This is a genomic window from Chitinibacter sp. GC72 (assembly GCF_009760905.1).
GTDB lineage: Bacteria > Pseudomonadota > Gammaproteobacteria > Burkholderiales > Chitinibacteraceae > Chitinibacter.
The window spans coordinates 1-25681 of sequence record NZ_VIRW01000014.1; the positions used below are offsets into that span (position 1 = coordinate 1).

19 protein-coding genes are annotated in these 25681 nt (G+C 56.6%); 7 read left to right on the forward strand and 12 right to left on the reverse strand.

Annotated elements, in window-relative coordinates; translation table 11 throughout:
- Window positions 1-254: integrase core domain-containing protein (locus tag FLS37_RS11715; RefSeq protein ID WP_157670134.1), on the forward strand; the 254-nt coding region annotated here is incomplete at its 5' end.
- Between the two features lie 2224 nt (window positions 255-2478).
- Here the strand turns inward: FLS37_RS11715 and FLS37_RS11720 are convergent.
- A complete protein-coding gene (locus tag FLS37_RS11720; protein ID WP_157670135.1) occupies window positions 2479-4107 on the reverse strand; it encodes a methyl-accepting chemotaxis protein in 1629 nt (542 codons plus the stop codon).
- A 240-nt stretch (window positions 4108-4347) separates the two neighbouring features.
- Between FLS37_RS11720 and FLS37_RS11725 the strand changes: the two genes are divergently transcribed.
- The 5 genes from FLS37_RS11725 to FLS37_RS11745 all read left to right on the forward strand — a co-directional run bounded on the left by FLS37_RS11725 (window position 4348) and on the right by FLS37_RS11745 (window position 6993).
- Window positions 4348-4692: a YkgJ family cysteine cluster protein gene (locus FLS37_RS11725; RefSeq protein WP_157670136.1), complete on the forward strand. Its 345-nt coding sequence runs from the start codon at window positions 4348-4350 to the stop codon at window positions 4690-4692.
- A 75-nt stretch (window positions 4693-4767) separates the two neighbouring features.
- Complete coding sequence (locus FLS37_RS11730; RefSeq protein WP_157670182.1) at window positions 4768-5274, forward strand: SRPBCC family protein; 507 nt, start codon at window positions 4768-4770, stop codon at window positions 5272-5274.
- 61 nt (window positions 5275-5335) lie between these two features.
- Window positions 5336-5575, forward strand: a complete 240-nt coding sequence (locus tag FLS37_RS11735) for a CDGSH iron-sulfur domain-containing protein (RefSeq protein WP_157670137.1) — start codon at window positions 5336-5338, stop codon at window positions 5573-5575.
- Window positions 5576-5721: 146 nt separating this feature from the next.
- Window positions 5722-6612 (forward strand): histone deacetylase, encoded by an 891-nt coding sequence (locus FLS37_RS11740; RefSeq protein ID WP_157670138.1) that lies wholly within the window; start codon window positions 5722-5724, stop codon window positions 6610-6612.
- A gap of 21 nt (window positions 6613-6633) precedes the next feature.
- Window positions 6634-6993 carry a 4a-hydroxytetrahydrobiopterin dehydratase gene (locus FLS37_RS11745; RefSeq protein WP_157670139.1) on the forward strand — a complete coding sequence of 120 codons (360 nt, stop codon included), beginning with the start codon at window positions 6634-6636 and terminating at the stop codon, window positions 6991-6993.
- A gap of 100 nt (window positions 6994-7093) precedes the next feature.
- On the opposite strand, the gene FLS37_RS11750 is transcribed toward FLS37_RS11745, so the two are convergent.
- The 5 genes from FLS37_RS11750 to FLS37_RS11770 form a co-directional block, all read right to left on the reverse strand.
- A complete protein-coding gene (locus FLS37_RS11750) occupies window positions 7094-8623 on the reverse strand; it encodes a DUF3472 domain-containing protein (protein WP_157670140.1) in 1530 nt (509 codons plus the stop codon).
- A gap of 77 nt (window positions 8624-8700) precedes the next feature.
- Complete coding sequence (locus FLS37_RS11755) at window positions 8701-10659, reverse strand: M60 family metallopeptidase (RefSeq protein ID WP_157670141.1); 1959 nt, start codon at window positions 10657-10659, stop codon at window positions 8701-8703.
- A gap of 259 nt (window positions 10660-10918) precedes the next feature.
- Entirely contained in the window at window positions 10919-11299 is a 381-nt protein-coding gene (panD, locus tag FLS37_RS11760; RefSeq protein ID WP_157670142.1) for an aspartate 1-decarboxylase, read from the reverse strand.
- Between the two features lie 185 nt (window positions 11300-11484).
- Window positions 11485-12069: a hypothetical protein gene (locus FLS37_RS11765; protein WP_157670143.1), complete on the reverse strand. Its 585-nt coding sequence runs from the start codon at window positions 12067-12069 to the stop codon at window positions 11485-11487.
- A 68-nt stretch (window positions 12070-12137) separates the two neighbouring features.
- Complete coding sequence (locus FLS37_RS11770) at window positions 12138-13988, reverse strand: ribonuclease catalytic domain-containing protein (RefSeq protein WP_157670144.1); 1851 nt, start codon at window positions 13986-13988, stop codon at window positions 12138-12140.
- Between the two features lie 304 nt (window positions 13989-14292).
- Here FLS37_RS11770 and FLS37_RS11775 point away from each other — a divergent pair, with 304 nt between their 5' ends.
- Window positions 14293-17229 carry an AAA family ATPase gene (locus tag FLS37_RS11775; RefSeq protein ID WP_157670145.1) on the forward strand — a complete coding sequence of 979 codons (2937 nt, stop codon included), beginning with the start codon at window positions 14293-14295 and terminating at the stop codon, window positions 17227-17229.
- 100 nt (window positions 17230-17329) lie between these two features.
- Here FLS37_RS11775 and prfA read toward each other — a convergent pair whose 3' ends face one another.
- From prfA to FLS37_RS11805, 6 genes are all read right to left on the reverse strand, one after another.
- Window positions 17330-18409, reverse strand: a complete 1080-nt coding sequence (gene prfA / locus FLS37_RS11780; RefSeq protein WP_157670146.1) for a peptide chain release factor 1 — start codon at window positions 18407-18409, stop codon at window positions 17330-17332.
- Window positions 18410-18495: 86 nt separating this feature from the next.
- On the reverse strand, window positions 18496-19749 hold the full coding sequence (gene hemA, locus FLS37_RS11785) for a glutamyl-tRNA reductase (RefSeq protein ID WP_157670183.1): 1254 nt from the start codon (window positions 19747-19749) through the stop codon (window positions 18496-18498).
- Between the two features lie 153 nt (window positions 19750-19902).
- Window positions 19903-21210, reverse strand: coding sequence for an NAD(P)/FAD-dependent oxidoreductase (locus FLS37_RS11790; RefSeq protein WP_157670147.1), 1308 nt, complete (start codon window positions 21208-21210; stop codon window positions 19903-19905).
- A gap of 110 nt (window positions 21211-21320) precedes the next feature.
- Window positions 21321-23093 carry a ferrous iron transport protein B gene (gene feoB, locus FLS37_RS11795; protein ID WP_157670148.1) on the reverse strand — a complete coding sequence of 591 codons (1773 nt, stop codon included), beginning with the start codon at window positions 23091-23093 and terminating at the stop codon, window positions 21321-21323.
- Window positions 23090-23383: a FeoA family protein gene (locus tag FLS37_RS11800; RefSeq protein ID WP_157670149.1), complete on the reverse strand. Its 294-nt coding sequence runs from the start codon at window positions 23381-23383 to the stop codon at window positions 23090-23092. The genes feoB and FLS37_RS11800 overlap by 4 nt, the downstream gene beginning before the upstream one ends.
- A gap of 320 nt (window positions 23384-23703) precedes the next feature.
- Window positions 23704-25569 (reverse strand): glycosyl hydrolase family 8, encoded by a 1866-nt coding sequence (locus tag FLS37_RS11805; RefSeq protein WP_157670150.1) that lies wholly within the window; start codon window positions 25567-25569, stop codon window positions 23704-23706.
- Between the last annotated feature and the right edge of the window lie 112 nt (window positions 25570-25681).

Below are 25681 nucleotides of genomic sequence, written 5' to 3' on the forward strand. Positions count from 1 at the left end.
CGCGCAGCCCACAAACCAACGGGATGGTCGAGCGTTTCAATGGACGCATTAGCGATGTATTGGCCACTCATCGTTTTGTCTCAGGCGCCGATTTGGCCGAAACGCTGGCACGCTACGTGTTGCTCTACAATCAACATTTGCCACAACTGGCGCTGGGACATCGCACGCCGATCCAGTCCATGAAAGAATGGCAGAAAACGCATCCAGAATTATTCAAAAAACGTATCAGCAATCGTCCGGGACTGGACAGTTAAGAAACCCTGCTATTTCCCATGGGTACATTGGTTCATCTTTATCTTGGATGAATTTTATCCGGATTCGTTTTTCTGTTTTTTTATAGTTATAGTCGTCAAACATAGATTATTTCCTTGGATCAATAAATGGGTGGCTTTGTTCAAGATTACATTTTGTGAAAAAACTAGGCAACAATTTGCTATTGTAAGAGCTGTTTGTGTTGCTGCTGTTGTAAGCCATTTGGCACCGTAGGACGTAATTGCCGAAGGCATTACGCCTCCATGTTTGGTGCTTTTTCTTTGCCTGCAACATTCAATCAATGGGCATTGGCGGCTGTGCGCCGCGGCACTTACCTTTCTTGAACGACCAAGAAAGGTAAGCCAAAGAAGGCCGCCCCGGCATCTGCGTCCCGCTGCGCGGGATGCCCTCGCTGCGGACGGATCGAGGCGGCGGTTGCGCTTAACAAAACAGGCGCAACCGAAACCCCGCCCCGTCCGTTCCTCGCTCGGCGCTGATGCAGGGGAATCCACGCAGACCAACGATTGCGGCATATACACGCCTATGTATTACTCTAAAGCCGTGTAGGGCGGGTCGTGACCCGCGCTGATTGATGTTTGTGGATTTTGATGCTGATTGGCGGGTTACGCCTTCGGCTAACCGCGCCCTACGGTGTTTTGCTTTACCTGCAGCATTCAATCAACGGGCATTGGCGGCTATGCGCCGCGGCACTGACTTTCTTTGCTTCGCCAAAGAAAGTCAGCAAAGAAAGGCGACCCCTCATCAAGTTTTGCTACGCAAAATGTTAGCCGTGTAGGGCGGGTCGTGACCCGCGCTGATTGATGTTTGTGGACTTTGATTCTGATTGGCGGGTTACGCCTTCGGCTAACCGCGCCCTACGGTTTTTTCTACCTGCAACATTTAAATAAGGGTCATTGGCGGCTGTGCGCCGCGGCACTGACTTTCTTTGCTTCGCCAAAGAAAGTCAGCAAAGAAAGGCGACCCCTCATCAAGTTTTGCTACGCAAAATGCCCTCGCTGCGGACAGTCGAGGCGGCGGCTGCGGAACTCGCGCTACGCGCTCAAACAGTCCTCGCCGAAACCCCGCCCCGCCTGTTCCTCGCTCGGCTTGATGACAGGGGAAAGTCCGCAGACCAACGATTGCGGCATATACATGCCCATGTGTTGCCCTAAAGTTAAATACCTATTTGATCTTCCTTGATATACCCCTGTCGCTCATTAGAACGGATTGCCCGTGGAGCCGCGCCGTTTGAAAAATGGCCGTCAGGGTTTTAAGCCGCGTAGTGTTTGAGCGTTGCGACGCTAGCGCAACGCGAGTTGTAGCGGCGCCCTGACGGGCTTTTTTCAAGCGGGGTTTCGCGTCGATCGGGCTCGCGAGGGTTGCAAGGGACGGAGCAAGACCCGTCCCTTGCTCGTCCGGCGGGCGAAACCGCCGGTTTACCGCCTGCACCAGCAGGCTAGCCGTGTAGGGAGGGTCGTGACCCGCGCTGATTGATGTTTGTGGATTTTGATGCTGATTGGCGGGTTACGCCTTCGGCTAACCGCGCCCTACGGTGTTTTGCTTTACCTGCAGCATTCAATCAACGGGCATTGGCGGCTATGCGCCGCGGCACTGACTTTCTTTGCTTCGCCAAAGAAAGTCAGCAAAGAAAGGCCGCTCCTCATCAAGTTTTGCTACGCAAAATGTTAGCCCTAGGCCACGGCCTACGCTAAGGCAACAAGTTGCCAAGCTTCGGCATGTCTCACTCGGCGCTGATGCAGGGGAATCCACGCAGCCCTACGATTGCCATATATACATGCCTAGGTGTTGCTCTGAAGGCTAATTTTATTCTTGCTTTGATTGATATACCCCGCTGCAAATTAGAGCGGATTGCCCGTGGAGCCGCGCCGTTTGAAAATGACTCGGCGAGGTTTTAAGCCGCAACCTGTTTGAGCTGCGCGACGGTAGCGCGCAGCGAGTTTTGCGGCGCCTCGCCGTGGCTTTTTCAAGCGGGGTTTCGCGGAGATCGGGCGCGCTGGGGTTGTTAGGGGGGAGCAAGACCCACCCCTAACTCGTCCGGCGGGCGAAACCGCCGGTTCACCGCCTGCGCCAGCAGGCCATGCCATCGTGAATCAACAATTGCAGATTGTTCCAGCCCGCAATATTCAATCAACATGCCGTGCCTGTGCGGCCATAGATAACAAAACCGCCCATCCGGGCGGTTTTTGCTTTTGGTGCTGGGCAGAGTTACAGCCGGAATCGTCGTACCACACCGTGCAGTGAGCCGGCCATCTGGTTGATGCCGGCCAGTGTTTGACGGGTTTGCTGCAGGGCTTGATCGGTGGTGTTGACCTGCTGGCTGATGCGCTCGGATACCTGGGCGATCTGCTCGGTGGCGAGCGATTGCTCGCGGGTGGCGGCGGAGATTTCGTTGATCTGGGTGAGTACGCCTTGCATTTGCTGCTGCATGGCGGCGATGCGGGTGTTGACGTCGCCCACCATCTGGCGGCTTGATTCGGCGCCGCTGGCGGTGGCGGTGGTGCGCTCGACAGCCTGGGCGGTTTCGTCGCAGATCGAGCCCAGCAGCGTTTCGATTTCTACCGTGGCACGGGCGGTGCGCTCGGCCAGGCTGCGTACTTCGTCGGCCACTACGGCAAAGCCACGGCCTTGCTCGCCGGCGCGGGCGGCTTCGATGGCGGCGTTCAGCGCCAGCAGATTAGTCTGGTTGGCGATGTCCTTGATCACATTGGTGATGTTGTTGATCTGCTTGGATTCGTGATCCAGCCGGCTGATCGATTCGGCCAGCGCATGCAGCGTGTTGCCCATCGCGTCGGTGCGCTGCTGCATGGTGTTCATCGCCAGCGCGCTGCTGCGTGCGCCTTCGTCGGCGTGGCTGACTGCGCGCTCTACCTGATGGGTGCTGTCGGCAATGTGGGCAATGCTCACGGTCACTTCCTCGATGGTGGCGGCGGTTTCGGAGACCAGATCGGCTTGCGAGCGCGATTCGCGGGCCAGATGATCGACCACCTGCTCAATCGCCTGCACACCCTGATTCAGGCGGGTGCTTTCGGTTTCTACCGTGCGGATTTGCTTGTGCAGCTCGCTGATAAACTGGTTGAACGCGGCAGCGATGCGGCCGGTTTCGTCTTGCTGGCGATCATCGAGGCGGATGGTCAGGTCGGCTTCGCCGCTGGTCAGCTGGCGCATGGCGTCGAGCAGGCGCTCGAGCGGGCGGGTGACGACATTGCCCAGCCAGAACGAGGCGGCGATGGCAATCAGGATGAGTAGCAGGCCGGTGCCAGCTTCTTTCAGCAATAAAGTGCGTAGGGTTGTTTGTACCGTGGACAGTTCTGCATCAGCAACGGCTACGATTGTGGTGCCGTTGGCAGTGCGAAACGGCAGGTAAATCGAGCGGAAATCGCCGTAGTTGCTGCTGTATTCGGCCCAGCCCAGCTTGCCTTGATTCAGTGCGGCCAGCAGCTCGGCATTCGGTGTTTCGTAGACTTTGAGGTACTGCTCGGCATTCGGATCGCGTTCTTCTTCGGGCGAGAGCGAAGACAGTACATAGTGCGGCTTGCCGTCTTTGAGCACAAAACTATAGACATAAGGCAGGCCGAGCGATTCGGCAAAGCGGGTCAGCTTGACGCTTTCGGCGCGCATGGCTTTCAGATCGGCGCTATCGCGGCCTGTGAGCTGGGCGTGTACTTGTTCGGGGACAATAAAACGGTAGCCATTGGCGGCGGCGGTGAGTTTGCCATCAATCGCTGCAATGGCGACGGTGCGGGTTTCTAGGTAACTGAAGATGCAGAAAGTCACTACGACCAGCGAGGTGAGCAAAATCAATACCAGCCGTATTTTGGCTTTAAGTGTTTTCATGACAGTAACCGAGCAGAAAGTAATGACCCATCTTATCCCAGTGGTTGCGCAAATTTAATCAGGGATGTCGAGATGTGTTTTATTTTCGCATTTTTGATGAAAGCTGCCGTACGGTGGGATAGTCGAGAACGAAATTGTCGAGATCGGCATAGTCGATAGTGATATCGCCGAACGCGGCACTGCACGCTGGTGGCTTTTTAATTAAAATCGCGGCATTCGATTTTTACTGTCTGTGTGATCATGAGCCATGTCTGTATGAGCTGCGGCGCGTGTTGCGCCAGTTTTCGCGTCTCCTTCTATTTTGGCGAAAGCGATGCCGTACCCGGTGGCACGGTGCCCAGCGCGCTGGTCGAGCCGGTGACGCCTTTTCTGGTGGCGATGCGCGGCACCAATCAGCCGCAGCCGCATTGTACGGCTTTGCAAGGGCGGGTGGGCGAGGCGGCCAGCTGTGGCATTTATGCGCAGCGCGCCAGCACCTGCCGCGAAGTGGAGGTGGGCGACGAGCGTTGCAATACCGCGCGCTCGCGCTATGGCCTACCGGCGATTGATGAGCACGGTGTGCCGAAGCTGGATGCCTCTGCTTGAGCTGCCACTGCTCGATTGCAGATGTCATCTCGGGCTGCTAAAACGAGGTTTTCCATTGTAAAGGCGAGGTGTGTGATGACGACAACTGGCGAGCAGTTTGACCCGCAACTGGATCTTGCTTTTGAACGTGAAGTGCCTTTGCCGCCCGAGGCCATCTGGGCGGCGTGGACCCAGCCAGAGCATCTTGTGCACTGGTTTACGCCTGCGCCGTGGCGCACCACCGAGTGCCAGATCGATTTGCGCCCCGGCGGGCTGTTTCATACTGAAATGAAAGGCCCGGAGGAAGGGCAGCAGTTTTCCGGTGTCGGCTGCTATCTGGACATCATCCCCCAGCGCCGTCTGGTCTGGACCAATGCCTTGCTGCCGGGTTTTCGGCCCAATCCGTCGTTTGCCGATAGCAGTTGCGGCGATTTTCCGTTTACCGCCACCATCGAGCTAACGCCCATACCGGGCGGTACGCGATACAAGGCGATTGTGACGCACCGTGATGCTGATGGCCGCGCACAGCACGCGGCGATGGGGTTCGAGGAAGGCTGGGGCAAGGCGCTGGAGCAACTGGTGGCGCATATGCAAGCGGCCTGATTGCGCTTGCTGCAGGCTGCGGCTAGGCTGAAATCTCATCGCTTAGCCGGAGGCCTGCACCATGTCCGAACCCATGATCACCCAGAAAGCACCGTATGTTGTCGACGTTGAAGCCGGGAAAACCTACCACTGGTGCGCCTGTGGCCATAGCCGCACCCAGCCTTTCTGTGATGGCTCGCACCGGCATACCCATATGAGCCCCATCAAGTTTGTCGCCGAAATCAGCGAAACGGTGTACCTGTGTGGCTGCAAGCACAGTGAATCCAAACCGTTTTGCGATGGCACACACGCACATCTGTGAGCCGCTGCCGGCGGGCATATGCTGCAATCCGCTCCCATCGGCGGCCAGCCGCACGGTGGTGCGCACTTGCCGTATTATGCGCGCTCACAGTATGTGCACCCGTTTCAGTGCCTTCCCTTTGAGCGCTTTTCTTTTGTGAGTCGTCCGTGCTGATTTACCGTTCCGACCAGTACCCTTTGCCACTGCCTGCCGGGCATCGTTTTCCGGCTAACAAATACCCCATGCTGTACCAGGCTGTAGCCCAATTTGCCAATGGCTTGCTGGTCGATACCCCTGTTGTTAGCGATGAGCAGCTCCGGCAGGCACATACTGCCGCTTATGTGCAGAAGGTCAGCGATGGCGCATTAAGCGCCGCCGAGCAAAGGGTGATCGGCCTGCCATGGTCGCCGATGCTTATCGAGCGTTCACGCGCCTCGACCGGCGCCACGCTGGCCGCCTGTCGCAGCGCATTGGCACAAGGTTGCGGCGTCAGCCTGGCGGGCGGCACGCACCATGCGTTTGCCGATCACGGCAGCGGTTTTTGCGTGTTTAACGATAGCGCGGTGGCGCTGCACTGCCTGCGGGCCGAAGGTGCACTTGAACGTGCATTGGTGATTGATCTGGACGTGCATCAGGGCAATGGTACGGCCAGCATGCTGGCCAGTGAGCCGCAGCTGTTTACTTTTTCCATGCACGGCGCGAATAACTATCCGTTTGACAAACAAAGCAGCGATTGGGACATCGAGCTGCCCGATGCTTGCGACGATGCACTGTATCTGGCCGAGCTGGCGGGGGCTTTGCCGCAACTGTTTTCGCTCGCGCAGCCTGAGCTGGTGATTTATCTGGCGGGCGCCGATGCCTACGCGGGCGATAGGCTGGGCAAGCTGAATCTGAGTATGGCCGGTTTACTGGCGCGCGACGAGATGGTGATGGATTACTGCCAGCGCTTTGGCGTGCCGCTGGCGATCACCATGGGCGGCGGTTACGCCGAGCCGATTGCCGATACGGTCGCGATTTACGCGGCCACGGTGCGCGCTGCCGTACAACGTTTTGCCTGAAAAAACCACCGGAGTGAAGCAATGAGTAATGATCATCTGGCTGCCGATCTGGCACAAAAATGCGAAGCTTGCCGCGCAGGCGCGCCGCAAGTGAGCGACGAAGAGCTGGCGCTGCTGATTCGCGCCATCCCGGACTGGACGCCCATCGTCGTGGATGGCGTGCTGCAATTGCAGCGGGTGTATCAGTTCAAAAACTTTGCCCAGGCTTGGGCGATGTGCGACCGCGTGGCAGCGCTGGCTGAAGAAGCCGGTCATCATCCGGCATTGCTGCTCGAGTGGGGTCAGCTCACTGTGAGCTGGTGGTCACACAAAATCCGCGGCCTGCACCGGATGGATTTCGAGCTGGCGGCAAAAACAGACCAATTGTTTAGCGCAGCATAAGTAAGGGTATTGCCCTAATAGCCATATTTATATTGGCTATTAGGGCAATACCCTTTGATCTTTGCGATATTCAATGTGTATTGAAGGTTTTTCTATCCACTTAATCCAGTGACAGGCTGATTGATTTTGGCCCGTTTGGCAGGTTGAGTGGCTGGCCGACGATTTCACCGCCTGTGCCCATCAGGAAACGTCTCTGATCGGTACTGAAGCTGTAGTTGGCACAAATTTCGTTATGCCATTCGTTGTAAACGCCGGTGCCGCTGGCTTTGCGAATTTCAGTCCACGCGCCGGTGCTGGGGCTGCGGTATTTCACATTGCTGAAATACGCGGCGCGGCGGGTATTGGCCAGACACGATGCTTTGGCTTCGTACCAGTCTTCAACAAAAGCGGCTGCACCATACGGCGTGACTTTGGCCTGATAACGCATGGTGGCAAATTTCTTGCGCTGGCCGTTGCTGCTGTCGGTGAAATACATTGTGTAATCGGTTTTGCCGTCGCTGGTGGCGGCCACTTCGACCTCAAAGCGATAAGTCACATTGACTTGTGGTGTGTAGGGGGCGTAGCACTTGATGCCGGTGCCTTCGCCGCCAAATGTCGAACACGTCGCCATGCCCTTATCGATGACCACCGGGCTGATGCCATTGACGTCCCACAGTGAGAACAGCAATTGCGAAGTCTGGATGCCGGTGTAGCCGCCAGGGAAATTGATGGCCGAGTAGTAGGTGGTGGGGGCCCAGCTTTGCGGCGTGACATCGACGCTGAAGGCATTCCACAGGGGCGTTGACCAGTTCAGGTGAATCGAATTGGCACGGGTGCTATGCGGGAAAGCCTGACCGGTGATTTCGGTCTCGCGAGTGCTGCCATCAGCGAGCTGGATGCTGGCGCGAATTTGCTGCGCACTGGCATTGCCGGCGGTCCACCACGCGGCGATCTGGCCATTGGCGTCGGTTTTGTCTGCCAGCGGGAAAACCCAGCCGCTGGCGTTGCCATTGACCGGCGTCCAGCTTACTTTGCAGCCCGCTAGCGCCTGACCCGCGTTGCTCACCTGTACTTTGATCTGCTGTGGCTTGTGGGTGTCGTTGCCGCTGGTCTTGTTGCCTGGATCATACAGTGTGCTTGAATACACCGAGCCCATGCGCGCGACGCCAGCGCTTGGCGTCAGTGCGGTAATGCTGCTGCCATTGGCGCATTGTCCCGGTGCCGGGGCGGCCGTTGGCTGGGCAGTCGGCTGGGCCGTAGCGATGGGGGTCGAGGTCGGTACCGCCGTGGGTTTTGGCGTCGCCGTCGGCTGCAGAGTTGGCGCAGCTGTCGGGCTTGCCGTTGGCTTGTTCGTCGGCTTGGCTGTGACAAGAGGGGTGGCCGTCGGTTTGGCGACTGGTGTTGCAGAGGTGGCCGGTTTTGGTGTGCTCGTTGGCGTCACTGTGCCGATTTTGGCCCACACGCCCCATTGTCCGCTTTGCGTCGGGTTTTCACCACGGGTCCACCATTTGTTCTGGTAAACATTGCCCTGATGGCTGACTTGTTGCCCCGGCGTGGCATAAATCTGATTGCTGTCCCAAGGTGTGACGGTGGCGGCGTGCGCCAGCTGGCTTAGCGCTGCTGCGCTGGCAATAATCATGAAATTGCGCATTGTGTGTCCTGAAAATGGATTAGCCTTGCTGGGTATTGCCAGCAAGGCCAATGGTTAATTGACTTCCAGTGCTATACCTATCGTGGCTGGTAAAGCACTTTGCTGTCGCGATTAAGCCAGATCGGGTCGGTTAGTGTTTTGAGCCCCATGCCGCGCAATTTGGTTTGCGTGTCGGTACTCACCGCAATGCCCCACTGGGTAAAGAACGGCGTCAGATCGTAGCCAGCGGCGCGGCTGGCTTCGACGATGAAGGTCTGTTGTTCAGCGTAATCGGTCGTTGGGCGTTGCGCGGCGCTCATATTGCGGTAGCTGGTGCCGACTTTGGCGTAGAAATCCTTGCCAAAGGCCAGATCGAGCTGCCAGAACATCGTGGCGCGGACAAATAGATCGCTTTGCGTTGCAAAATCACGCGTTGGCTGATTCAGAAAAGCAAAGGTTTTGGTCCAGGTGCCTTGGGTTTCATAGCGCGAAGGCTGGCCGAGGCCGCGTTGCACATAGGCCGATGACAAATTTACCGTCACTTCGGTCTGGTCTTTCCAGGTGAAAGTGCTCATCTGGTATTGGTGACCCAGCTCATGCCACGGGCCCCAGCCATCGGTTTTGAGCTTTTTGCTATTGAGCACGGCACCAATTGCGCCATCAGCCGATGCTGAAGCCATGCGATATTGCCATGCGTACATCCAGCCGGTGTAAGGCGCTAGCTCGACAAAATGGAAGCGGTGCGGCGTTGGGTTATGCGGCCAGGCTTGGCCCGGTTTGATGCCGTATTGCTCGTCTTCCAGACGGACGATTTCATCCCATAGCGTCATCAAGGCCACTGGATCGTCAACGTGACGCATCGCTTTGGCCAGGCTGGCGGTAAGCATCATGCGTTTGCTCACCAGTTCGGCGTACGGTGCATCGCCATTCTGGCTAAGCATTTTGAGCCAGTCATCCTGCGTGTGCTGGCCCAGTACAAAGCGCGGCATCACGCGGCCACCGGAAGCCAGCTCGACTTTGAGCTCGCCATTGGTCGGTGTGTTGAATGCGGCAACGTACACGGCGGCTTTCACGTTGGAGACAATGCTGTTACTGCCGACATTGAGCTTCACTTTTTGCGCGGTGTCGTAGTTCCAGGTGTCGTCGTCGATATTGTGCAGCCAGATTTCCGGCTGTTTATTCGGCGCGCTACCGGTGTAGCTGTAGTTCACCAGCAGTACATCGCCAGGCTGTACCCAGTAACCAGTCGATTGGAATGGGGAGTGGTTAAAGCTGCGCAGTTGCGCGGCGCGCAGGGTGCCAATATCGCCTGGCTGTTCCAGTGTCAGGCTGCGTGGCGGAATCAGGCTGCCGACTGGGGCTGGTGTCGCTGTGGGTGTGGCCGTTGGCGTCAGCGTTGGTGCCGCAGTTGGTGCTGCAGTTACGACGGGTGTCGGGCTAGGTTTGACCGTGATCACCGGTGTCGCCGTTGGTTTGGCAGTCGGTGCCGTGGTCGGTGCGAGGGTTGGGACGGTAGTTGGATTGGCAGTTACGACAGGCTTGGCTGTCGCGGCAGGTGTTGCAGTGGCCGCGCTGATTTTGCGCCAGACGCCAAAAGCACCCGATGCACTTGGCACGTCGCCGCGTGTCCACCATTCATTACGATACAGCTCGCCCTGATAACTCACGATATTGCCTTTATCGGCATAGGTGGTAGCAGGATTCCACGCATTGGCCGTGCTGCCCGCTGTGCTGATAGGTGTGCTGGTGGGGGCTGCGCTGGCTGTTGGTTTAGGGCTTGCTGTCAGGATTGGCGCTGCTGTGCTGCTTGGTGCTGCTGTCGGCGCGCTGGTTGCTGCGACTTGGCCGCTGACTGTGCGCCATACACCCCATGGCCCACTGCTGGCCGGGTTTTCGCCCTTGGTCCACCAGCCGTTGGTATACAGTTGCCCCTGATAGCTAACAATCTGGCCGGGCTCGGCGTACACGGTATTGCTATTCCATTCTGTGGCGGCGTGAGCGACGCCAGCCTGGACGATGATTGCGGCCACGAGGCCCGCTTTAGAAAAGAAATTCATTGCTCCTCCAGAGCTTTTTTTGTTTGCGCACAAGGTATGTCATGTATTTGGCATACAGCAGCGCGAATTTACCAGAAATATTAGGAATTAGTGATGTGCTAGAAAAAGGCTTTGTTATGCGCATCACCTTTGCTGGTGAAGCGTGAGCGGCTGGGGTTTGAAATGCTGATTTAAATCAGTCATTTATTCGCTGCTTTTGCTTGTTGAAAGCAATAAAAAACCCGCTTGAAAGCGGGTTTTTCGACGTACGGTGAAGACCTTATACGGTTTGTGTTGCAATCGCGTTGCTGCTGTGAGTAATGCGATTATTGCTGTCCACATAAATCAGCGATGGTTTGTGATTGTGCAGCTCGTCGTCGCTGTAATCGGCAAACGTGGCAATAATCAGCAAGTCGCCAACCTGGGCGTGGCGAGCGGCCGAGCCATTGACCGAAATAATGCCCGAGCCGCGTTGGCCTTTGATGGCGTAGGTAGAAAAACGCGCGCCATTATTGATATTCCAGATATCAATGGCTTCATATTCACGGATATTGGCCGCTTCAAGCAGGTTTTCGTCAATGGCGCACGAGCCTTCGTAGTGCAATTCGGCATGCGTTGCAGTAACGCGGTGCAGTTTGGATTTAAGCATATTGCGTTGCATGGTGCTCTCCCGCGCGGGGTAAGTAATGAGACAAAAATCCTCACGCTGCGTTGCCGCGCCTTGCCGTACAATTTGTACTGTCTGCGGCTTTGCGCCTTGCGTGAGAATTTTTGTGTGGGCTTATTAGGACCCAAAAGATAGGCGCGATTATAAAACTTTGCATCAAAAAGCCAAGCGAAAGTGCATCAGCTCGCGCGATAAATCAAACATCCATCGAGCAAATATTCACCTTCCTTGATTCGGGCGTCTGGCGCGATGCGATCAAATTCAAAGCGGGTGCCATCCAGAATCAGCCAGGCCGGGATGGGTTTTTCCTGAAAACGGCCCAGCGTTTCACTCGCACGGATAATCTCGCGCGGTTGCATGCTGCTGGCTGGCGGCATCATCCGGGCCAGCTCGGCAGCGTCTTCGCGCGCGTCGCGCTCCTCAGGCAGAGGCAGATTGCGCACCATGGCTTGCGGGGCGGTTTCGCGCTCTTGCAGCGGCAAGCTGCGCAAATACCAGTTAAATAGCAGGCGCGGCAACACTACGCGTTTGACCTGCTTTTGCGAATTGATCACGCAGGCCACGCCAAAATCAGCGCCGCAGGAATGGCAATGCGCTTTGGCGGCAATCGCAATATGGTCTTCAACCAGACGCGCGACGCCATCCATGTCTTTGGCGTGCAGCATGGTGCCGCAGGAGACGCAGGGTTTGGAGAATTGTTTGATTTCCTGCCCGTTGGCAAACTTCAACGGTAGAAAATCACTAAGGCGGCGGTTAGGCTGCATGGGTATTCCTTTGTGGTGCGCTGTTCGGCGAGCAAAGTGTCGGGCTGGGCGAGCCCGACCTACACCTTTTAAATGGTGGCGATCCGGGCTTCGACGGCCAGCTCCAGATAGTCGACCTTGATCAGCTGGAGTGAGACTGTCATTCCGGCCGGGAGTTCTGGCAGGCCGCCCACGCGCAAGACCAGAGGCATGCCATCAACGCGCACCAGATTTTCCTTGATCACTTGCGCGGTGAATTCGCGCATATTCTCTTGTTCTAGATAACGGATGCACCAGTAGCGCTCCATTTTGTCCTGAAAATCGGCATAAGCGGCATAAGCAGCGTCAAACGAGGAAATCGCGGTAAACAGCTCGGCATCGTTTTTCTGATAGCGAGGTTTTTCATTGCGTATCATCGCGACCAGTTGTTGCTGATTGATGAAATCGACCGCACGGCGCAGCGGCGAGCTCGACCACATATAGCAATCCACACCAAGACCGGCGTGCGCTGTTGGCTGAGTCGATAGCTTCACGCGGCCACCGCCTTGCGAGCGGTAAATACCGGCGATTTGCGCATCGCGCAGATTCGCCCCCCACAGGCTGTTGACCAGAATCATCAGCTCGGCGACCAGCTTATCCATCGGCGCACCGCGTTTGCGCGGCACAATGCGCACGCGCTCGGCTTTGCCTTCTTCCCTATCAATATAAAAACTGTAATCAAGACGCTGTTGCTGTGGCTGGTCGGCTTTGCCGCGACGACCTTCAAGCGCGCCTGCCAGATTCCACAGCAGCGTTAGCTCGGCTTTCCACGGATAGTCTTCACCATCCTTGCCAACCGTTTCTTCATTGAAATACGGCTCGATATCGTGGTGGCGCAGATTGGCGACGACTGGCACGCGCTCGATCAGTGAGCGGTGGCTGATGATGTCATAGCCGAGCGAGACTTCCAGATACATCGACACCGCTGGGCGCGCAGCGCCTTCCTGCAGTGTGAATACCTCAACCGCGTCGTCGGGCAACATCGTGATTTTGTCGCCGGGGAAATACACGGTCGACAGGCGATCAAGTACAACTTGATCCAGTGTTGAGCCTGGCAAAATACCGAGTACTGGTGCGGCGATGTGGATACCGACTTGCCAGTTGCCATTCGCCAATTTCTTCAGGCTGAATGCGTCGTCAATTTCGGTGGTGCTTGCATCGTCAATCGAGAACGCTTGCACATCGGCAATCGGCAAGTCTTCTGGTGCAAACACCGACTCGGTGGCCGGAAAGCCGCGACCTTTCGGGAAATGCTCGGCCAAAAAGCCATCGAGATGATATTGCGCGACATCGGGAATCGCACCGACTTTTTCCAGCAGGCGCAGCGTCGACATTTGCGCGCTTTCGGCCGCTTGCGCCAGCGCTTTGTATTCAAGGCTATTTTTATCTGGGCGATGTATTAGTCTAGCGATCTTGTCCTGCAAGGCTTGCGGCAAGATACCCGCCAGTAAGTCGGCTTCCCATGCGGCCATTTGTTCGGCTTCGCGCGCTTTGCGCTCTAGGCCGGCGATCGCCGCTTTTAGGTTTTCTTCCGGAGCGGCTTTATAGCGGCCTTTGCCTTTGCGATAGAAATACATCGGCGCGCCATGCAGCGCGATCGCCGCGGCGGCTTGCTGAGTCAGGCTGGGGTTGGCGCCAAAGTATTCGGCGGCAATCTCGGCAAAGCCAAATTCATCCTGACCGCAACATTCCCACAGGAAGTTCACGTCAACTTCAGCAGCGAGGCTTTGTGCGGTTTTGTAAAAATCGTCGAGGCTGATGCGATCAAAGCGCAGTAGCACATTGGCGGTTTTGATTTTGCTGCGTTTGCCGCGTGCGTCTTCCACTTGCATGCTGGCAGCCTGCTCATCATTGATGCTGGCGACTTTAAAGCTGCCATCTTCCTCGTAAAAAACATTCATCGCGATTATCAACCGTTGCGCCAAGGCCAAAACCGGCAATTATATCAAAGCCATTCCCCCGATGTTTTAAAAACTCGGGCTCTGTTGACGTTTGGTTTGTGATTCCGCGAGTTCGTGTTTGCAATGCGGTAAAGTGCAAATCGCTGCGCGTCGCAATTCATGTTCACGCCTGCAATGCAGTTGTGGCGAAACAAGCGCCTAGCTCATCGCGCTGGCGTGGTGTTTGTGCTGTTTTTATGCTCGAGCATGGCAAATTATGGCTAAATCAGCCACAATCTCGAAAATAACTCGAGAATGTCTAATCTTGTCAGTTCAGCCGCAATCCGCCACGGTGCATCCAGCCCAGACGCAGCCTGCCCCACGACTTTTTGATCGTCGCGTGGTCAGTAGCGAGCTGCGCTTTGCGCTGGCCGAAACCTCGGCCGGGGGCAGCAAGCTGGTCATGCTGGTGGGCGAGCCCGGCTCGGGCAAAACCCAGCAGGCGCATGATTTATTGCCTTTTGTCCGCCAGCGTGGCGGCATGCTGATTGAAAGCCGGATTGAATCGCTCAACTGGAGCAAGCCGCTCGATAGCCTGTTGCTTGGTTTAAGCCAGCTCAGCCAGCCGCTGACGCGCCAGCTGGGTAATCCGGGCTTGAGCGGGCAGGAGGCCGTGCTGGAGCTGTCGCGCCGCCTAGGTCTGATCCAGCAGATTGATACCGATATTGATTTGTCGCTGGCACTGCACCTGCATCTGCTGGTGGGCGAGCTGCTGGTTTATGCCAGCCAGCAACTTAAACCGCTGGTCTGGATTATCGACGATGTGGATTTGCTCGATCAGGATGCGCTGGCGTTGCTCGATTATCTGATCGAACATCGCAGCAGCCCGTATCTGATGTTTCTGCTGTGCGTGCGCGATTCGCATTTGCCCGCAACACAGCGCTGGAAAGCGCTGCCGCATTGCCAGATCTTTCCGCTGGCGCCGTTTAGTGTGCGCGATACCGTGGCCTGGCTGATTGAAGAGCAGAGCCTGAACCCGCGGCTGGCGGCAGAAATTGCGCCATTTTTGCAGCAAACCTGTCAGGGCAATTTGCAGCTGTGCCGCTTTTTGCTCGATAGCCTAGCCGCGCACGATTTGCTGGGTGTAGTGCCCGAATCGCAATGGCAGCAGCGTATCCAGCAGATTTCACTGCAATTGCGCACACCCGAGGCTGAGGCTTATTTTCGTGCGCAATTGCTCTCGCTCACCGAAACCGGCCTAGAAATCCTGCAAAGTGCCAGCCTGATCGGCATGGAGTTTGATGCCCGGCTATTGCACGATTATCTGAGTACCAGTGCGGTACAGGAGCATCTGTATCTGGCGCAAAAGCAGGGCTTGATCGAAGTGCTGTCAGGCGATATCTGGCGCTTTGTGCACCCGCATCTGCTGCGTCTGGCACAGCATACTTTCGAGCAGCAAACCGAAGCTGATCTGCACGCGCGTCTAGCGCAGCGGATGATGAAGTTCCCCAATTTTGTCCTGCAGGCGCTGCGCCATGCGCAGCAAGCCGGGCAACTGATGGCACCCCAGGACAAAATCCGTTTTGCCCACCAATCGCTCAGCGTGGCCGCACAAGCCGTGCAGCAGGGCAGCCCCATGCACGCGGGGCAGATCTTGGAACAATTGCTGGCCTTGCTGGGTGAAGCGGTCTGGAGCGAGCAGCCGCAGCTGAGCGAGCAGATGGTGGAAATCTGGTGTGCCAGCTGGCAAGAGCCCGCGCAACTGCAAGACGCTACCGTATTACTGAATAATCTGCCTGCTGCAGCCAGCCCGCGCATCACGGCCATGCTGGCCAGTACGCAGCTGCGTCTGGCACTGCTGGGGCATGATTATCCGCTGGCTTTTGCCGCCGCCGAGCTGGGGCTTAAATCGCTAGGCATGAAAATGTCGATGCGTGGCAGCACGCTGCAGCTGCTTGGCCTGTTGCTGCAATGGGCATGGTGGCAATACGCCGCTGCCAAGCAGAACACCGATACTGATCCAAGTTTTGATCCAGATCGCGATCCGCTAAAGCAAGATGCCGATACGGCAAGGTCAAATATCGAAGCTGCGCAGCAGATTTTTGCCGATCTGTTCGGCCCCTGTTTTTTTGCCCGCCCGCGGCTCTTGGCGGCCATTACCCTCAAGCAATTGATACTCTCGCGCCAGCATGGGGCAGGTCCGATGACGGCGGGGGCTCAGATTTGCGCGGCGATGATACTCAATGTCTTTGCCCGGCATGACGCGGCTTTTGCTGTGGCAGAAAAAGCCAATCAAATGGCCAAGGCGCAGTCTAGCGAAAGGCAGCGGCACCGGGTGCCGATTCTGGACCTGGGGCTGGTTCAGCCCTGGCGGCAGAATCTGCAGCAATTGCTGCCCGATTTGTGGCGCTGGCAACAGAATGCCTATTCTTATGGCGACTTCGAGTTTGCTGGCTACGCCCATATGTTCTACATCGGGCATTCGCTATTGAATGGCAGCCCGCTGCCGCATCTGGCAAAAGAAGCCGCTAAAATCGACGAAGATTTGCGCCACACCCGCCAGCAGCATTTGCTGCCAATGTCGGCCGTGTTTCGCCAATGCCTGCACAATCTGGTACACGTCGCCGAGACGCCGCCGTGGTTGTGCGAAGGTGGGCAGTTTTCTACCGATTCGCTGGCCGAGCTGTATCGTCGGCGTGATGCGCTGAATCTGTTCAACTATTATTTGCTGACCGCGTATATGGCGAGCTTTTGCCAGGCCAGTGAGGCCGCGAGTGATGCGCTCTCGCAAGCGAGGCCGTATCTGGAATCGATTCGCGGCTCGGTGCTTGAGGCGCAATACCGCTATCTGTCGGCGCTCAATCTTTGCCTGGAACCCGGTCGGCGGGGCTGGTGGTGGCGTCGGCAGATCACGCGCGCTATTGCCCGCCTGAAAGATTGGGCCGCACAAAACCCCTGCATGTTCGCCAGCCCGCTTGCTTTGCTGCAAGCGCAGTTTGCCAGCGCCAGGCAGCAGCACGAAGAGGCGCAGCATTACTTCCGTGCCGCAATCGAGGCCGCCCGGGTGAACCAGCATCACCATGAATACGGCATGGCGGCCCTGCACTATGGTCGCTTTCTGCTGGGGCGGCACCACTTTCACCACGCCCGCCAGATGCTCAAGCTGGCCATCGAGCACTACGATCTATGGGGTGCGGCAGGCATCTCGGCGCAAATCCGGCGCGAATTTGGTGCGTTCTTGAATAAAAAAGCCAAGTCTTGAGACTTGGCTTTTATCGGGTATAGATTGCTTTGTCTTGGGTATATCTCTGTAGCCAAGTTGGGGTTAGCTCTATAGTCATATACCCTGATGTACATTCAGGTTACGCGTCACCCAATTGCGCTAGCAGCTCGGTTTGATGTTCATTGATCAAGGCCTGCGTGAGCTCGGTCAAATCGCCATCCATGATGTAATCGAGCTTGTATAGCGTCAGATTAATCCGGTGATCGGTCATCCGGCCTTGCGGGAAATTGTAGGTGCGGATGCGCTCGGAGCGATCACCCGAGCCGATCAGCGATTTGCGCTCGGCCGCTTCCTTGGCGTTGATTTCCTGCATTTGCGCATCTTTAATCCGCGCCGAGAGCACTGCTAAAGCACGCGCCTTGTTTTTGTGCTGGCTGCGATCATCCTGACACTCAACAATAATGCCGGTCGGAATATGCACCACGCGCACGGCTGAGTCGGTTTTATTAATATGCTGGCCACCGGCGCCGCTGGCGCGGAAGGTATCGATGCGCAAATCGGCCGGGTTGATATTCACTTCTTCCAATTCATCGGCTTCAGCCATTACCGCGACGGTACACGCTGAAGTATGAATCCGGCCTTGTGTTTCGGTGGCCGGAACGCGCTGCACACGGTGCGCGCCCGATTCAAATTTCAGCTTGGAGTACGCGCCAAAGCCGACAATGCGCGCGATGATTTCCTTGTAGCCGCCCAGATCGGATTCATTGGCCGACATGATTTCAACTTGCCAGCGATTGCGCTCGGCAAAGCGGCTGTACATGCGAAACAAATCGGCGGCGAATAAGGCTGCTTCATCGCCGCCGGTTCCGGCGCGAATTTCCAGGAAAATATTGCGCTCGTCATTCGGGTCTTTCGGCAGCAAAGCTTTTTGCAAATCAAGATCGAGTTGCTCTAGGCGCGCTTTGCCATCTTTGATTTCTTCTTCGGCCATCTCCGCCATTTCCGGGTCGGACAACATGGCTTCGGCGTCAGCCAGATCAGCGTTAATGCGGTTAAATTCGTGCCATAACTCGACCACGGGCGTCAGCTCGCTGTATTCACGGTTCAGTTTGCGATATTGGTCCATATCGCGCGTGGCTTCTTCGGAGGCCAACAGCGCGCCAACTTCTTCGAGGCGATCAGCCAATTGCGCCAATTTATTGAGGATAGAGGGTTTCATTTTTTTCCAGTTCAGGCCAGAGCGATACATCATGGCCGTTAACAATAGCGAGAAATTTTAAAAGCTGTGGATGCTGGCGAGCGCCGCTAATCAATGTCTTGCAGGCGGTAGAGGCGGCGCACCAGATTGACGAGTGTTTCCTGTTCGTCGGGCTGGGCGCTATTGAGCGCAGCCAGCGGGGCATGCAGGAATTTATTGCTAATCTGTTGCGCCAGCTGCTCCAGTACCAGTTGCGGGTCCTGGCCGTTGGCGAGCTTTTTCTGCGCCCGCTGTACTTCGCCGCGGGCGATGCGGTCAGCATGATCACGCAAATCGCGGATGGTGGGCACCACCGCGCGGCTGGCTAACCAGCTGTCAAATTCTTTGACCTTTTCGCTGATCATGGTTTCGGCGCTGTTCACTTCCATACTGCGCGAGGCCATACCTTCCTGCACTACCTGCGCCAGATCATCGACCGTGTACAAATAGGCGTCGGCCAATTCGCCCACTTCGCTTTCCACATCACGCGGCACGGCCAGATCGACGATAAACATGGGGCGGCGGCGGCGCTGTTTGAGGGCGCGCTCGATCATCCCCTTGCCGACGATAGGCAGCGGGGCGGCGGTGGAGGTCACCACCACGTCGAATTCGTGAATGCGGGTCGGTAAATCGCTGAGCAAAATTGCCTCGCCCCCCAGCTCGCTGGCCAATTCCTGCCCGCGTTCCAGCGTGCGGTTGGCCACCACCATCTTACAGGGTGACTGGGCGGCAAAATGCGTCGCGCAGAGCGCGATCATTTCGCCTGCGCCGATAAACAGCACTTTGCACTCTGCAATTGTCGGGAAAATCCGTTCTGCCAGCCGAACCGACGCCGCTGCCATCGAGACGGATGCCGCACCGATGCGCGTGCGTGTTCTGACTTCCTTGGCGGTGGAAAAAGCGCGCTGGAAAACACCATTGAGCAGCGTGCCCAGCGTGCCCGCTTCGCGCGCGGCGCGCTCGGCGTCTTTGAGCTGGCCCAGAATCTGCGTTTCGCCTACTACCATTGAATCGAGCCCACAGGCGACGCGATACGCATGCCGCGCAGCTTCGGTACCTTGATGAATATACAGGTGGGGAGTAATGCTCTGCAGATCTTGATGGCGATTGTCTGCCAGCCAATACTTCACTGCATCCAAATCGCGGGCGTGACAGTACAGCTCGGTGCGATTACAGGTAGAGACAATCGCGGCTTCAAACACGCCTTTCAGGCTGACCAGCTCGGCCAGCGCGGCGTTCATCTCATCCGGATTAAAGGCAAGCCGCTCCCGCACTGCGACAGGCGCAGTCTGGTAGTTAAGCCCTAAAACGACGAGATTCATGGTGCCGGATAATCGCTGCAAGAGTGCATCGGCTTTGCCGCCGAAAAGCCGGATAGCAAAGCAAATGAAAGACAAAAGAGCGCTATTTTACCCTGAAATCAGGCCTTTGGTGACGAATGTCACGGTAAAGTCCCGTGAACTATCCCTTTAGGCTTAGTGTAGTTTCAGCGTCGGGCGGGCAACCCGGCGCAGCTTGTCGCCTACCCACAGCAGCCCTGCGAGCACCCAGCCGTGGACGGCAGCCTGATGCAGGCGGTAGAGCGAGGCATAAATCAGCTTGGCGCCGCGGCCTTCAACATAATAATTGCGCTGCGGGCCGACAATGGCGGCCAGGCTGCCAACGGCGGTGTGCTTGCCCAATGAGACCATCATGCCTTGTGGCTTGAAGACAAAAGGCGTGATCTCGCGGCCATTGATTTTTCTGATCAGTGCGTCAGCCAGCCAGCTGGCTTGTTGGTGGGCAACCTGCGCAGTGGCCGCCAGCGGCGGGCCACCTTCGCCATCGCGTGCCGCGGCGCAGTCGCCAATGGCAAAGACATTCGGGTCGGTCTGCGTTTGCAGGCAGGTGGTGACCTCGATCTGGTTATTGCGATTGGTCGCCAGACCCAGGCCGGATAACCAGTCAGCCGCCTTAACGCCAGCGGCCCAGACGCGAATCATCGCTTTGAGCTGCTGGCCGTCGGCCAGTGTAAAGCCGCTGTCTGATACGGCGGCCACGCGTGCATTGCACGCGACCATAATACCGCGCTGCGCCAGCGCTTCGGTGGCGTAGTGTGATAGTGATTCGGGCGCGCCGGATAGAATGCGTGGCGCGCCTTCGATAATGGTGATTTCCAGCTGCGCCGGGCTCAGATTGGCACCGTAGTTATGCATTTCGCGGATCGTGTGATCAATCTCGGCGGCCAGCTCGACGCCGGTGGCGCCGCCGCCAACAATGCCGATGGTCAGCTTGCTTGCGCCGTGGCCACTGGCGCCGACGGCAAACGACAAGTCCAGAATCCGGCGTCGCAAGCGCTCGGCATCGCTGGGCGTATTCAGGAACATGCAGTGTTCCTGTGCGCCGAGCGTGCCAAAATCGTTGGCGATCGCGCCCAGTGCAAGCACCAGTGTGTCGTAGCTGATTTCGCGCTCGCCGGTGAGGATATCGCCCTGCGCATCGCGCACGGCGGCCAGCGTAATGGTTTTCTGCTCGCGATTGACGCCCTGCATCCAGCCAAATTCAAACTGATAGCCATTGCGGTAGGCGTGGCCAAAGTAATTGACTTCGTCTTCGCCGGTATTGAGCGCGCCGGTGGCCACTTCGTGCAGTAGTGGCTTCCAGATATGCGTGGGCGATCCATCCACCAGAATAATCTGCGCGCGCTTTTTACCACCCAGCTCGCGCCCCAGCTTGGTGGCCAGCTCCAGACCGCCAGCGCCGCCGCCGACTATGACAATACGGGGTAGAGTGGATGAATTCATATGCTGCGTTTCCTTGATGTGCGCCCAGGAGAATGTCTGCGAAAGTCTACTCAGGAATTGTTGCACACCGGATCGGCAATTGCTTGGTGAATGCTACCGCTTCAATCAAATTAAAACCCTAGCAATCGTGCCGACTGATAAAACACAAACGACACCATCCAGGCCAGGCCCAGCGACCAGGTCATCGAGAATACGGTGTACAGATTGGATTTGGATTCTTTCTTGATTGCCGCAATCGCCGATATGCACGGTATATAGATCAGCGAGAACAGCATAAAGCTGTACGCTGAAACTGGGTCTAGTGTGTGCGAGAGCTGGGTGGCCAGCGCTGCGCCTTCGTGGCCGGTGATGACAGACAGCGCACCAAGTACCACTTCCTTGGCGACAAAGCCGAAAATCAGCGCAATTGACAGTGTTGATTCAATCCCGATCGGGCGCAGCACCGGCGCGAGAAAATCAGAAATGATCGCTGCGTAGCTGTGCTGCGGGTTCGGGAAATTGGTCAGCAGCCACACCAGCACGACGCCGAGCACGATCATCGTCGTGGCCAGGCGCAGAAAATCGCGCGCTTCACCCCAGCCACGACGCCAGATATGGGTGAGCAGCGGCAAGCGATAAGGTGGTAATTCCAGCGCAAAAGGCTCGTTTGATTTGAATTTTGCTTTGAATAGCACCGCCGTCAACATTGCGATCAGAATGCTGGCCAGATAGAGCGAGAGCACGACCCACGGCGCATGCGTCGGGCTAAACAGCGCGCCGCTTAAAAACAGGAAAATCTGCAAGCGCGCCGAGCACAGTGAAAACGGAATCGTCAGCATCGTCAGCAGCCGCGCCTTGTGATCACGAATCACGCGCGTGCCCATAATTGCCGGCACATTGCAGCCAAAGCCCATCATCAGCATCACAAAGCCACGGCCATCGAGCCCCATCCGGCTCATCAGCCCATCCATCATAAAAGCGGCGCGGGCGAAATAGCCCGAGTCTTCGATCACCGACATCAGGCAGAAGAATAAAAAGATAATCGGCGCAAAGGTCAACACCGTGCTTACGCCGTCAAACAGGCCGCTGACGATAATGCCTTGCCAGAATGAAGGCAGACTCGCGGTGGCGGGTAGCAGTGCGCTGTCTTTAAACCAAGTCAGACCGGCCTCCAGTAAATCCTGTAATGGCGTACCGATGGCGTAGGTGAGCTGGAACAAGGCCAGCATCATCAGTATAAACAGCGGCAAACCCAGCCATGGATGCAAGACCAGCCGATCCAGCCTGGCCGTTGCGCCTTCGTTAAGCGTGGGCGCTTGCTGCACGCAGCGTTCAAACAGCTGCTTTTCCCGCGCGTGCAAGTTAGCTGAATTGGCGGTATGGGGTATATGGCTGAAATCTATTTTCTGTGCTGGCTGGCTGAATATACCCTCTATCGCTTTCTTGCATTCGGCCAGGCCATGGCCGTATTTGGCGCTGAGCAATTGCACTGGCGCGTCCAGCGCTGCGCTGAGTGCGGCGACGTCGATGCTGATGCCGGCACGTTTGGCTTCGTCGTGCATATTCAGGCAAATCACCAGCGGCGCGCCAAGCGCTTTGAGCTGCAAAGCCAGCGCCAGCTGGCGATCAAGCTGGCAGGCGTTGAGCACCAGCACCACCGCGTCGAGGCTGGCCTCGCTTAAAAAGCGTTGCGCGACCTGTTCGTCCTCCGCGCCGCCGGTTAGATCATAAATACCCGGCAGATCGAATACCTGCACCATCTGCGCGCCGAGCAGAATCCTGCTGCAAGCCAGTTCAACGGTGAGCCCCGGCCAATTGGCGACGCGCGCCGTACCGCCGGTCAGGCGATTGAATAATGTCGATTTGCCCGTATTGGGCATGCCAACCAGCGCGATGCGTTTCATGGTATCACCTCGGCGGGGTTCATTTCGGTAGGTGCTTGGGTGGCGGTTTGCGCTTTGGTTTGCATATCGATAGCAATGATTTCGATTTGCTGAGCCGCAGCGCGCCGCAGCATGATTTCGGTGCCACCAACGCGCAATTGCAGCGGCCCGCCTAGCCAGCCACGCCTTAATACCGTAATGACGCTATCACGGCGCAAACCCAATGCTACCAGTCGCTGCGCCAAATCGATTGAAACCGAAAGTGTGACGACTCGTGCGGTATCGCCTACGGGCAATTGAGCTAAATTCATAATGATTGAGAGTGATTTGCATTAATGATTCTCATCGTCCTCCGATGGTGCATCGAAGGCAAATCGATCTGGCTCGGATTTGATCTGGGTTAAATTTCTGTTGTGGGCGTAAATTGAGGGGCTATTTCCGCTGAAAAGGATTGAGTGTTTTTGTGCGGTGAATTCGCGCTTTAAAGGAGTGCTTTATCGTCGGCTTGTTTGGCTCTGGCCGTAAATTGCGCACCCGGAAATGCAAACGGCGCACAATGATGTGCGCTGTTTTCTGCCGGAATAGGCAATCAATACCCTGTGTCAGCTCGCTGAATGAGATAAGTATTCTTTCAGCATGGCCCTAACGCTTTCCATAGCGTTGGCGTCGAAGGTGGCGTCCAGCCTGCGCCAATGAAGGCGGTGTGCGTTACCTGCGCCTGATACTTCACGCCGCTATACGAAACAATGGTGCCAGATTGATAGGTATTGCCTTCAGTCCATGCCACGGCGCAACTGCCCGGTGTAGCGGTGGGTGCTGATGTAGCGGCCGGAGTTTGGGTTGGTGCGACCGTTACTTGCGGTGTGCTAGTCGGTGCCGACGTTGGATTTGGCGTTGCCGTGGGGGTTGCTGTTTGTGTGGCTGTCGGTGCTGGTGTCAAAGTCGGGATTGCCGTAGGTGATGTCGAGCAAGCACCGAGATCTTTCCATGGTTTGCCGCTACCGCTATTAGTCAACGGTACATCGTTCTGCGTCCACCATTGTGCCTGATAGATGCGTCCGTTGTAGCTGACTTTATCGCCGCCGTTGTAAACCTTGGTGGTCCACGCCGCTTCAGTACAGGCGCCAACGGGTGTTGGCGTGCTGCTTGCTACTGGTGTGCTGGCGGGAGTGGAAGTTGGTGTAGCTGTTGGAGCCAAGGTCGGTGTAACCGGCGTTGGCGCAGGCGTGCTGCTTGCCGCGCCGGGCTGTTGCCAGAATCCTGCCGCACCGATCATCGAGAGCAGGCGAATCGAGTCAGCATAATATGCATTTTCGGCGTTGGCCGCGACGCGATCCCACAAGGTATTGAGCCAGGACTGATTGCTGGCACTGATGGCAGCGCTGACCGCGAACGGCGCACTGAAAGCATTCGAGTAATCGCTATTGAGCGCCGTGCCGTTTAGCTCATAGCCAGAACGAATCTTGTTCGGGTCGCCTCCCGTCGCGCTGGTGCGTACCCAGCTATTGAGCGTTTGTAACAAGGCCAGCGCTCGGGTATCGCCATTGAGCAGATAATCGAGACTAAAGCGCCATGGTACGCGGCAGTTGTTCCAGCTGTATTTACCGTCGGTATCGGCTTCCAGGAAATTGGGTGGAGAAGGTTTAAAGCCGCCACTGCCATCTGGCACGATGAAGTCGGGCAGCAAACCAGTACTTGGCGAATACGCGCGATAAACGCTATCAGCAATTTGGTACGACTTGTCGAGAACCAGTTTCCAGCGCGCGTCGCCTGTCGCTTCATGAAAAGCGCGCAAATGCGTAAACATGAAGTCCGAACCACGCGTGCTTTTGCCATAAGTTGCATCGCTGTCGTTGGCCCAGTCGCCAAGCTTGATCGTCCATTGCGTCTGATTAACCGTCTTGCTCATTAAGGCGTTAATAGTATTGATCGCTTCGGCTCGATAGTTGATCGCCCCGTTTGATCCCCAGACTTTGTCGGCCATTAGCAATGCGTAGGCGGCATCCATATCGCCATCGGTCGCCGAATCAGAACCTTCGGTATCAACGAGCTGACCGTTGCTGAGTTTTTGCGCCCATGCCATCAGCGCTGGGCTGTTGTTGCTTGGATGGGCGCGATAATAGCGGAATAGTTTGTCAAAAATTGCCTGAGCATTCGCATCACGGCCCGCCATTTGCGTGACGGCAACCATGCCAAAGCCTTGTCCTTCGGAAACGACTTGCTTGCCTGAGGTCGAACCGAACCACACATACATGCGCTGGCTATCCTGCGGGTCCGTTTTCAGGTAACGGGTTTTCCACGCCGCGTAGGCCGCATCAACCTGGATCTGTAATTGGCTAGTGCTCAGGTGGCTGGGCTGTATCGTGCTGGCAACATAAGCCATGGCCATTTGTGGTGTTGCCAGCATTGCGATACTGGCTAAAGTCAGCGGGGGAGCCGCCAGCATGAATGCCAGTGCTAGTTTGCGCAAACGAGTTTGTGCCAAAGATTTTTTCATTTGGGATGTCCTTCTATTTATTTGAGTGCCTATGCGACCAACTATTTTTTGCTCTTGGCATTGTTGCTTATGCAAAAAATGCGCGTGCAGCTACCCCTAGCAACGACGAGTA

Bases quoted from the DNA above. Each gene is read 5' to 3' on its own strand.
- feoB (WP_157670148.1), bottom strand. From the start codon at position 23,093: ATGAAACGCATCGCGCTGGTTGGCATGCCCAATACGGGCAAATCGACA.
- prfA (WP_157670146.1), bottom strand. From the start codon at position 18,409: ATGAAACCCTCTATCCTCAATAAATTGGCGCAATTGGCTGATCGCCTC.
- FLS37_RS11735 (WP_157670137.1), top strand. From the start codon at position 5,336: ATGTCCGAACCCATGATCACCCAGAAAGCACCGTATGTTGTCGACGTT.
- FLS37_RS11755 (WP_157670141.1), bottom strand. From the start codon at position 10,659: ATGAATTTCTTTTCTAAAGCGGGCCTCGTGGCCGCAATCATCGTCCAG.
- FLS37_RS11745 (WP_157670139.1), top strand. From the start codon at position 6,634: ATGAGTAATGATCATCTGGCTGCCGATCTGGCACAAAAATGCGAAGCT.
- hemA (WP_157670183.1), bottom strand. From the start codon at position 19,749: ATGAATCTCGTCGTTTTAGGGCTTAACTACCAGACTGCGCCTGTCGCA.
- FLS37_RS11765 (WP_157670143.1), bottom strand. From the start codon at position 12,069: ATGCAGCCTAACCGCCGCCTTAGTGATTTTCTACCGTTGAAGTTTGCC.
- FLS37_RS11800 (WP_157670149.1), bottom strand. From the start codon at position 23,383: ATGAATTTAGCTCAATTGCCCGTAGGCGATACCGCACGAGTCGTCACA.
- FLS37_RS11805 (WP_157670150.1), bottom strand. From the start codon at position 25,569: ATGAAAAAATCTTTGGCACAAACTCGTTTGCGCAAACTAGCACTGGCA.
- FLS37_RS11730 (WP_157670182.1), top strand. From the start codon at position 4,768: ATGACGACAACTGGCGAGCAGTTTGACCCGCAACTGGATCTTGCTTTT.
- FLS37_RS11790 (WP_157670147.1), bottom strand. From the start codon at position 21,210: ATGAATTCATCCACTCTACCCCGTATTGTCATAGTCGGCGGCGGCGCT.
- FLS37_RS11750 (WP_157670140.1), bottom strand. From the start codon at position 8,623: ATGCGCAATTTCATGATTATTGCCAGCGCAGCAGCGCTAAGCCAGCTG.
- FLS37_RS11720 (WP_157670135.1), bottom strand. From the start codon at position 4,107: ATGAAAACACTTAAAGCCAAAATACGGCTGGTATTGATTTTGCTCACC.
- panD (WP_157670142.1), bottom strand. From the start codon at position 11,299: ATGCAACGCAATATGCTTAAATCCAAACTGCACCGCGTTACTGCAACG.
- FLS37_RS11725 (WP_157670136.1), top strand. From the start codon at position 4,348: ATGAGCCATGTCTGTATGAGCTGCGGCGCGTGTTGCGCCAGTTTTCGC.
- FLS37_RS11770 (WP_157670144.1), bottom strand. From the start codon at position 13,988: ATGAATGTTTTTTACGAGGAAGATGGCAGCTTTAAAGTCGCCAGCATC.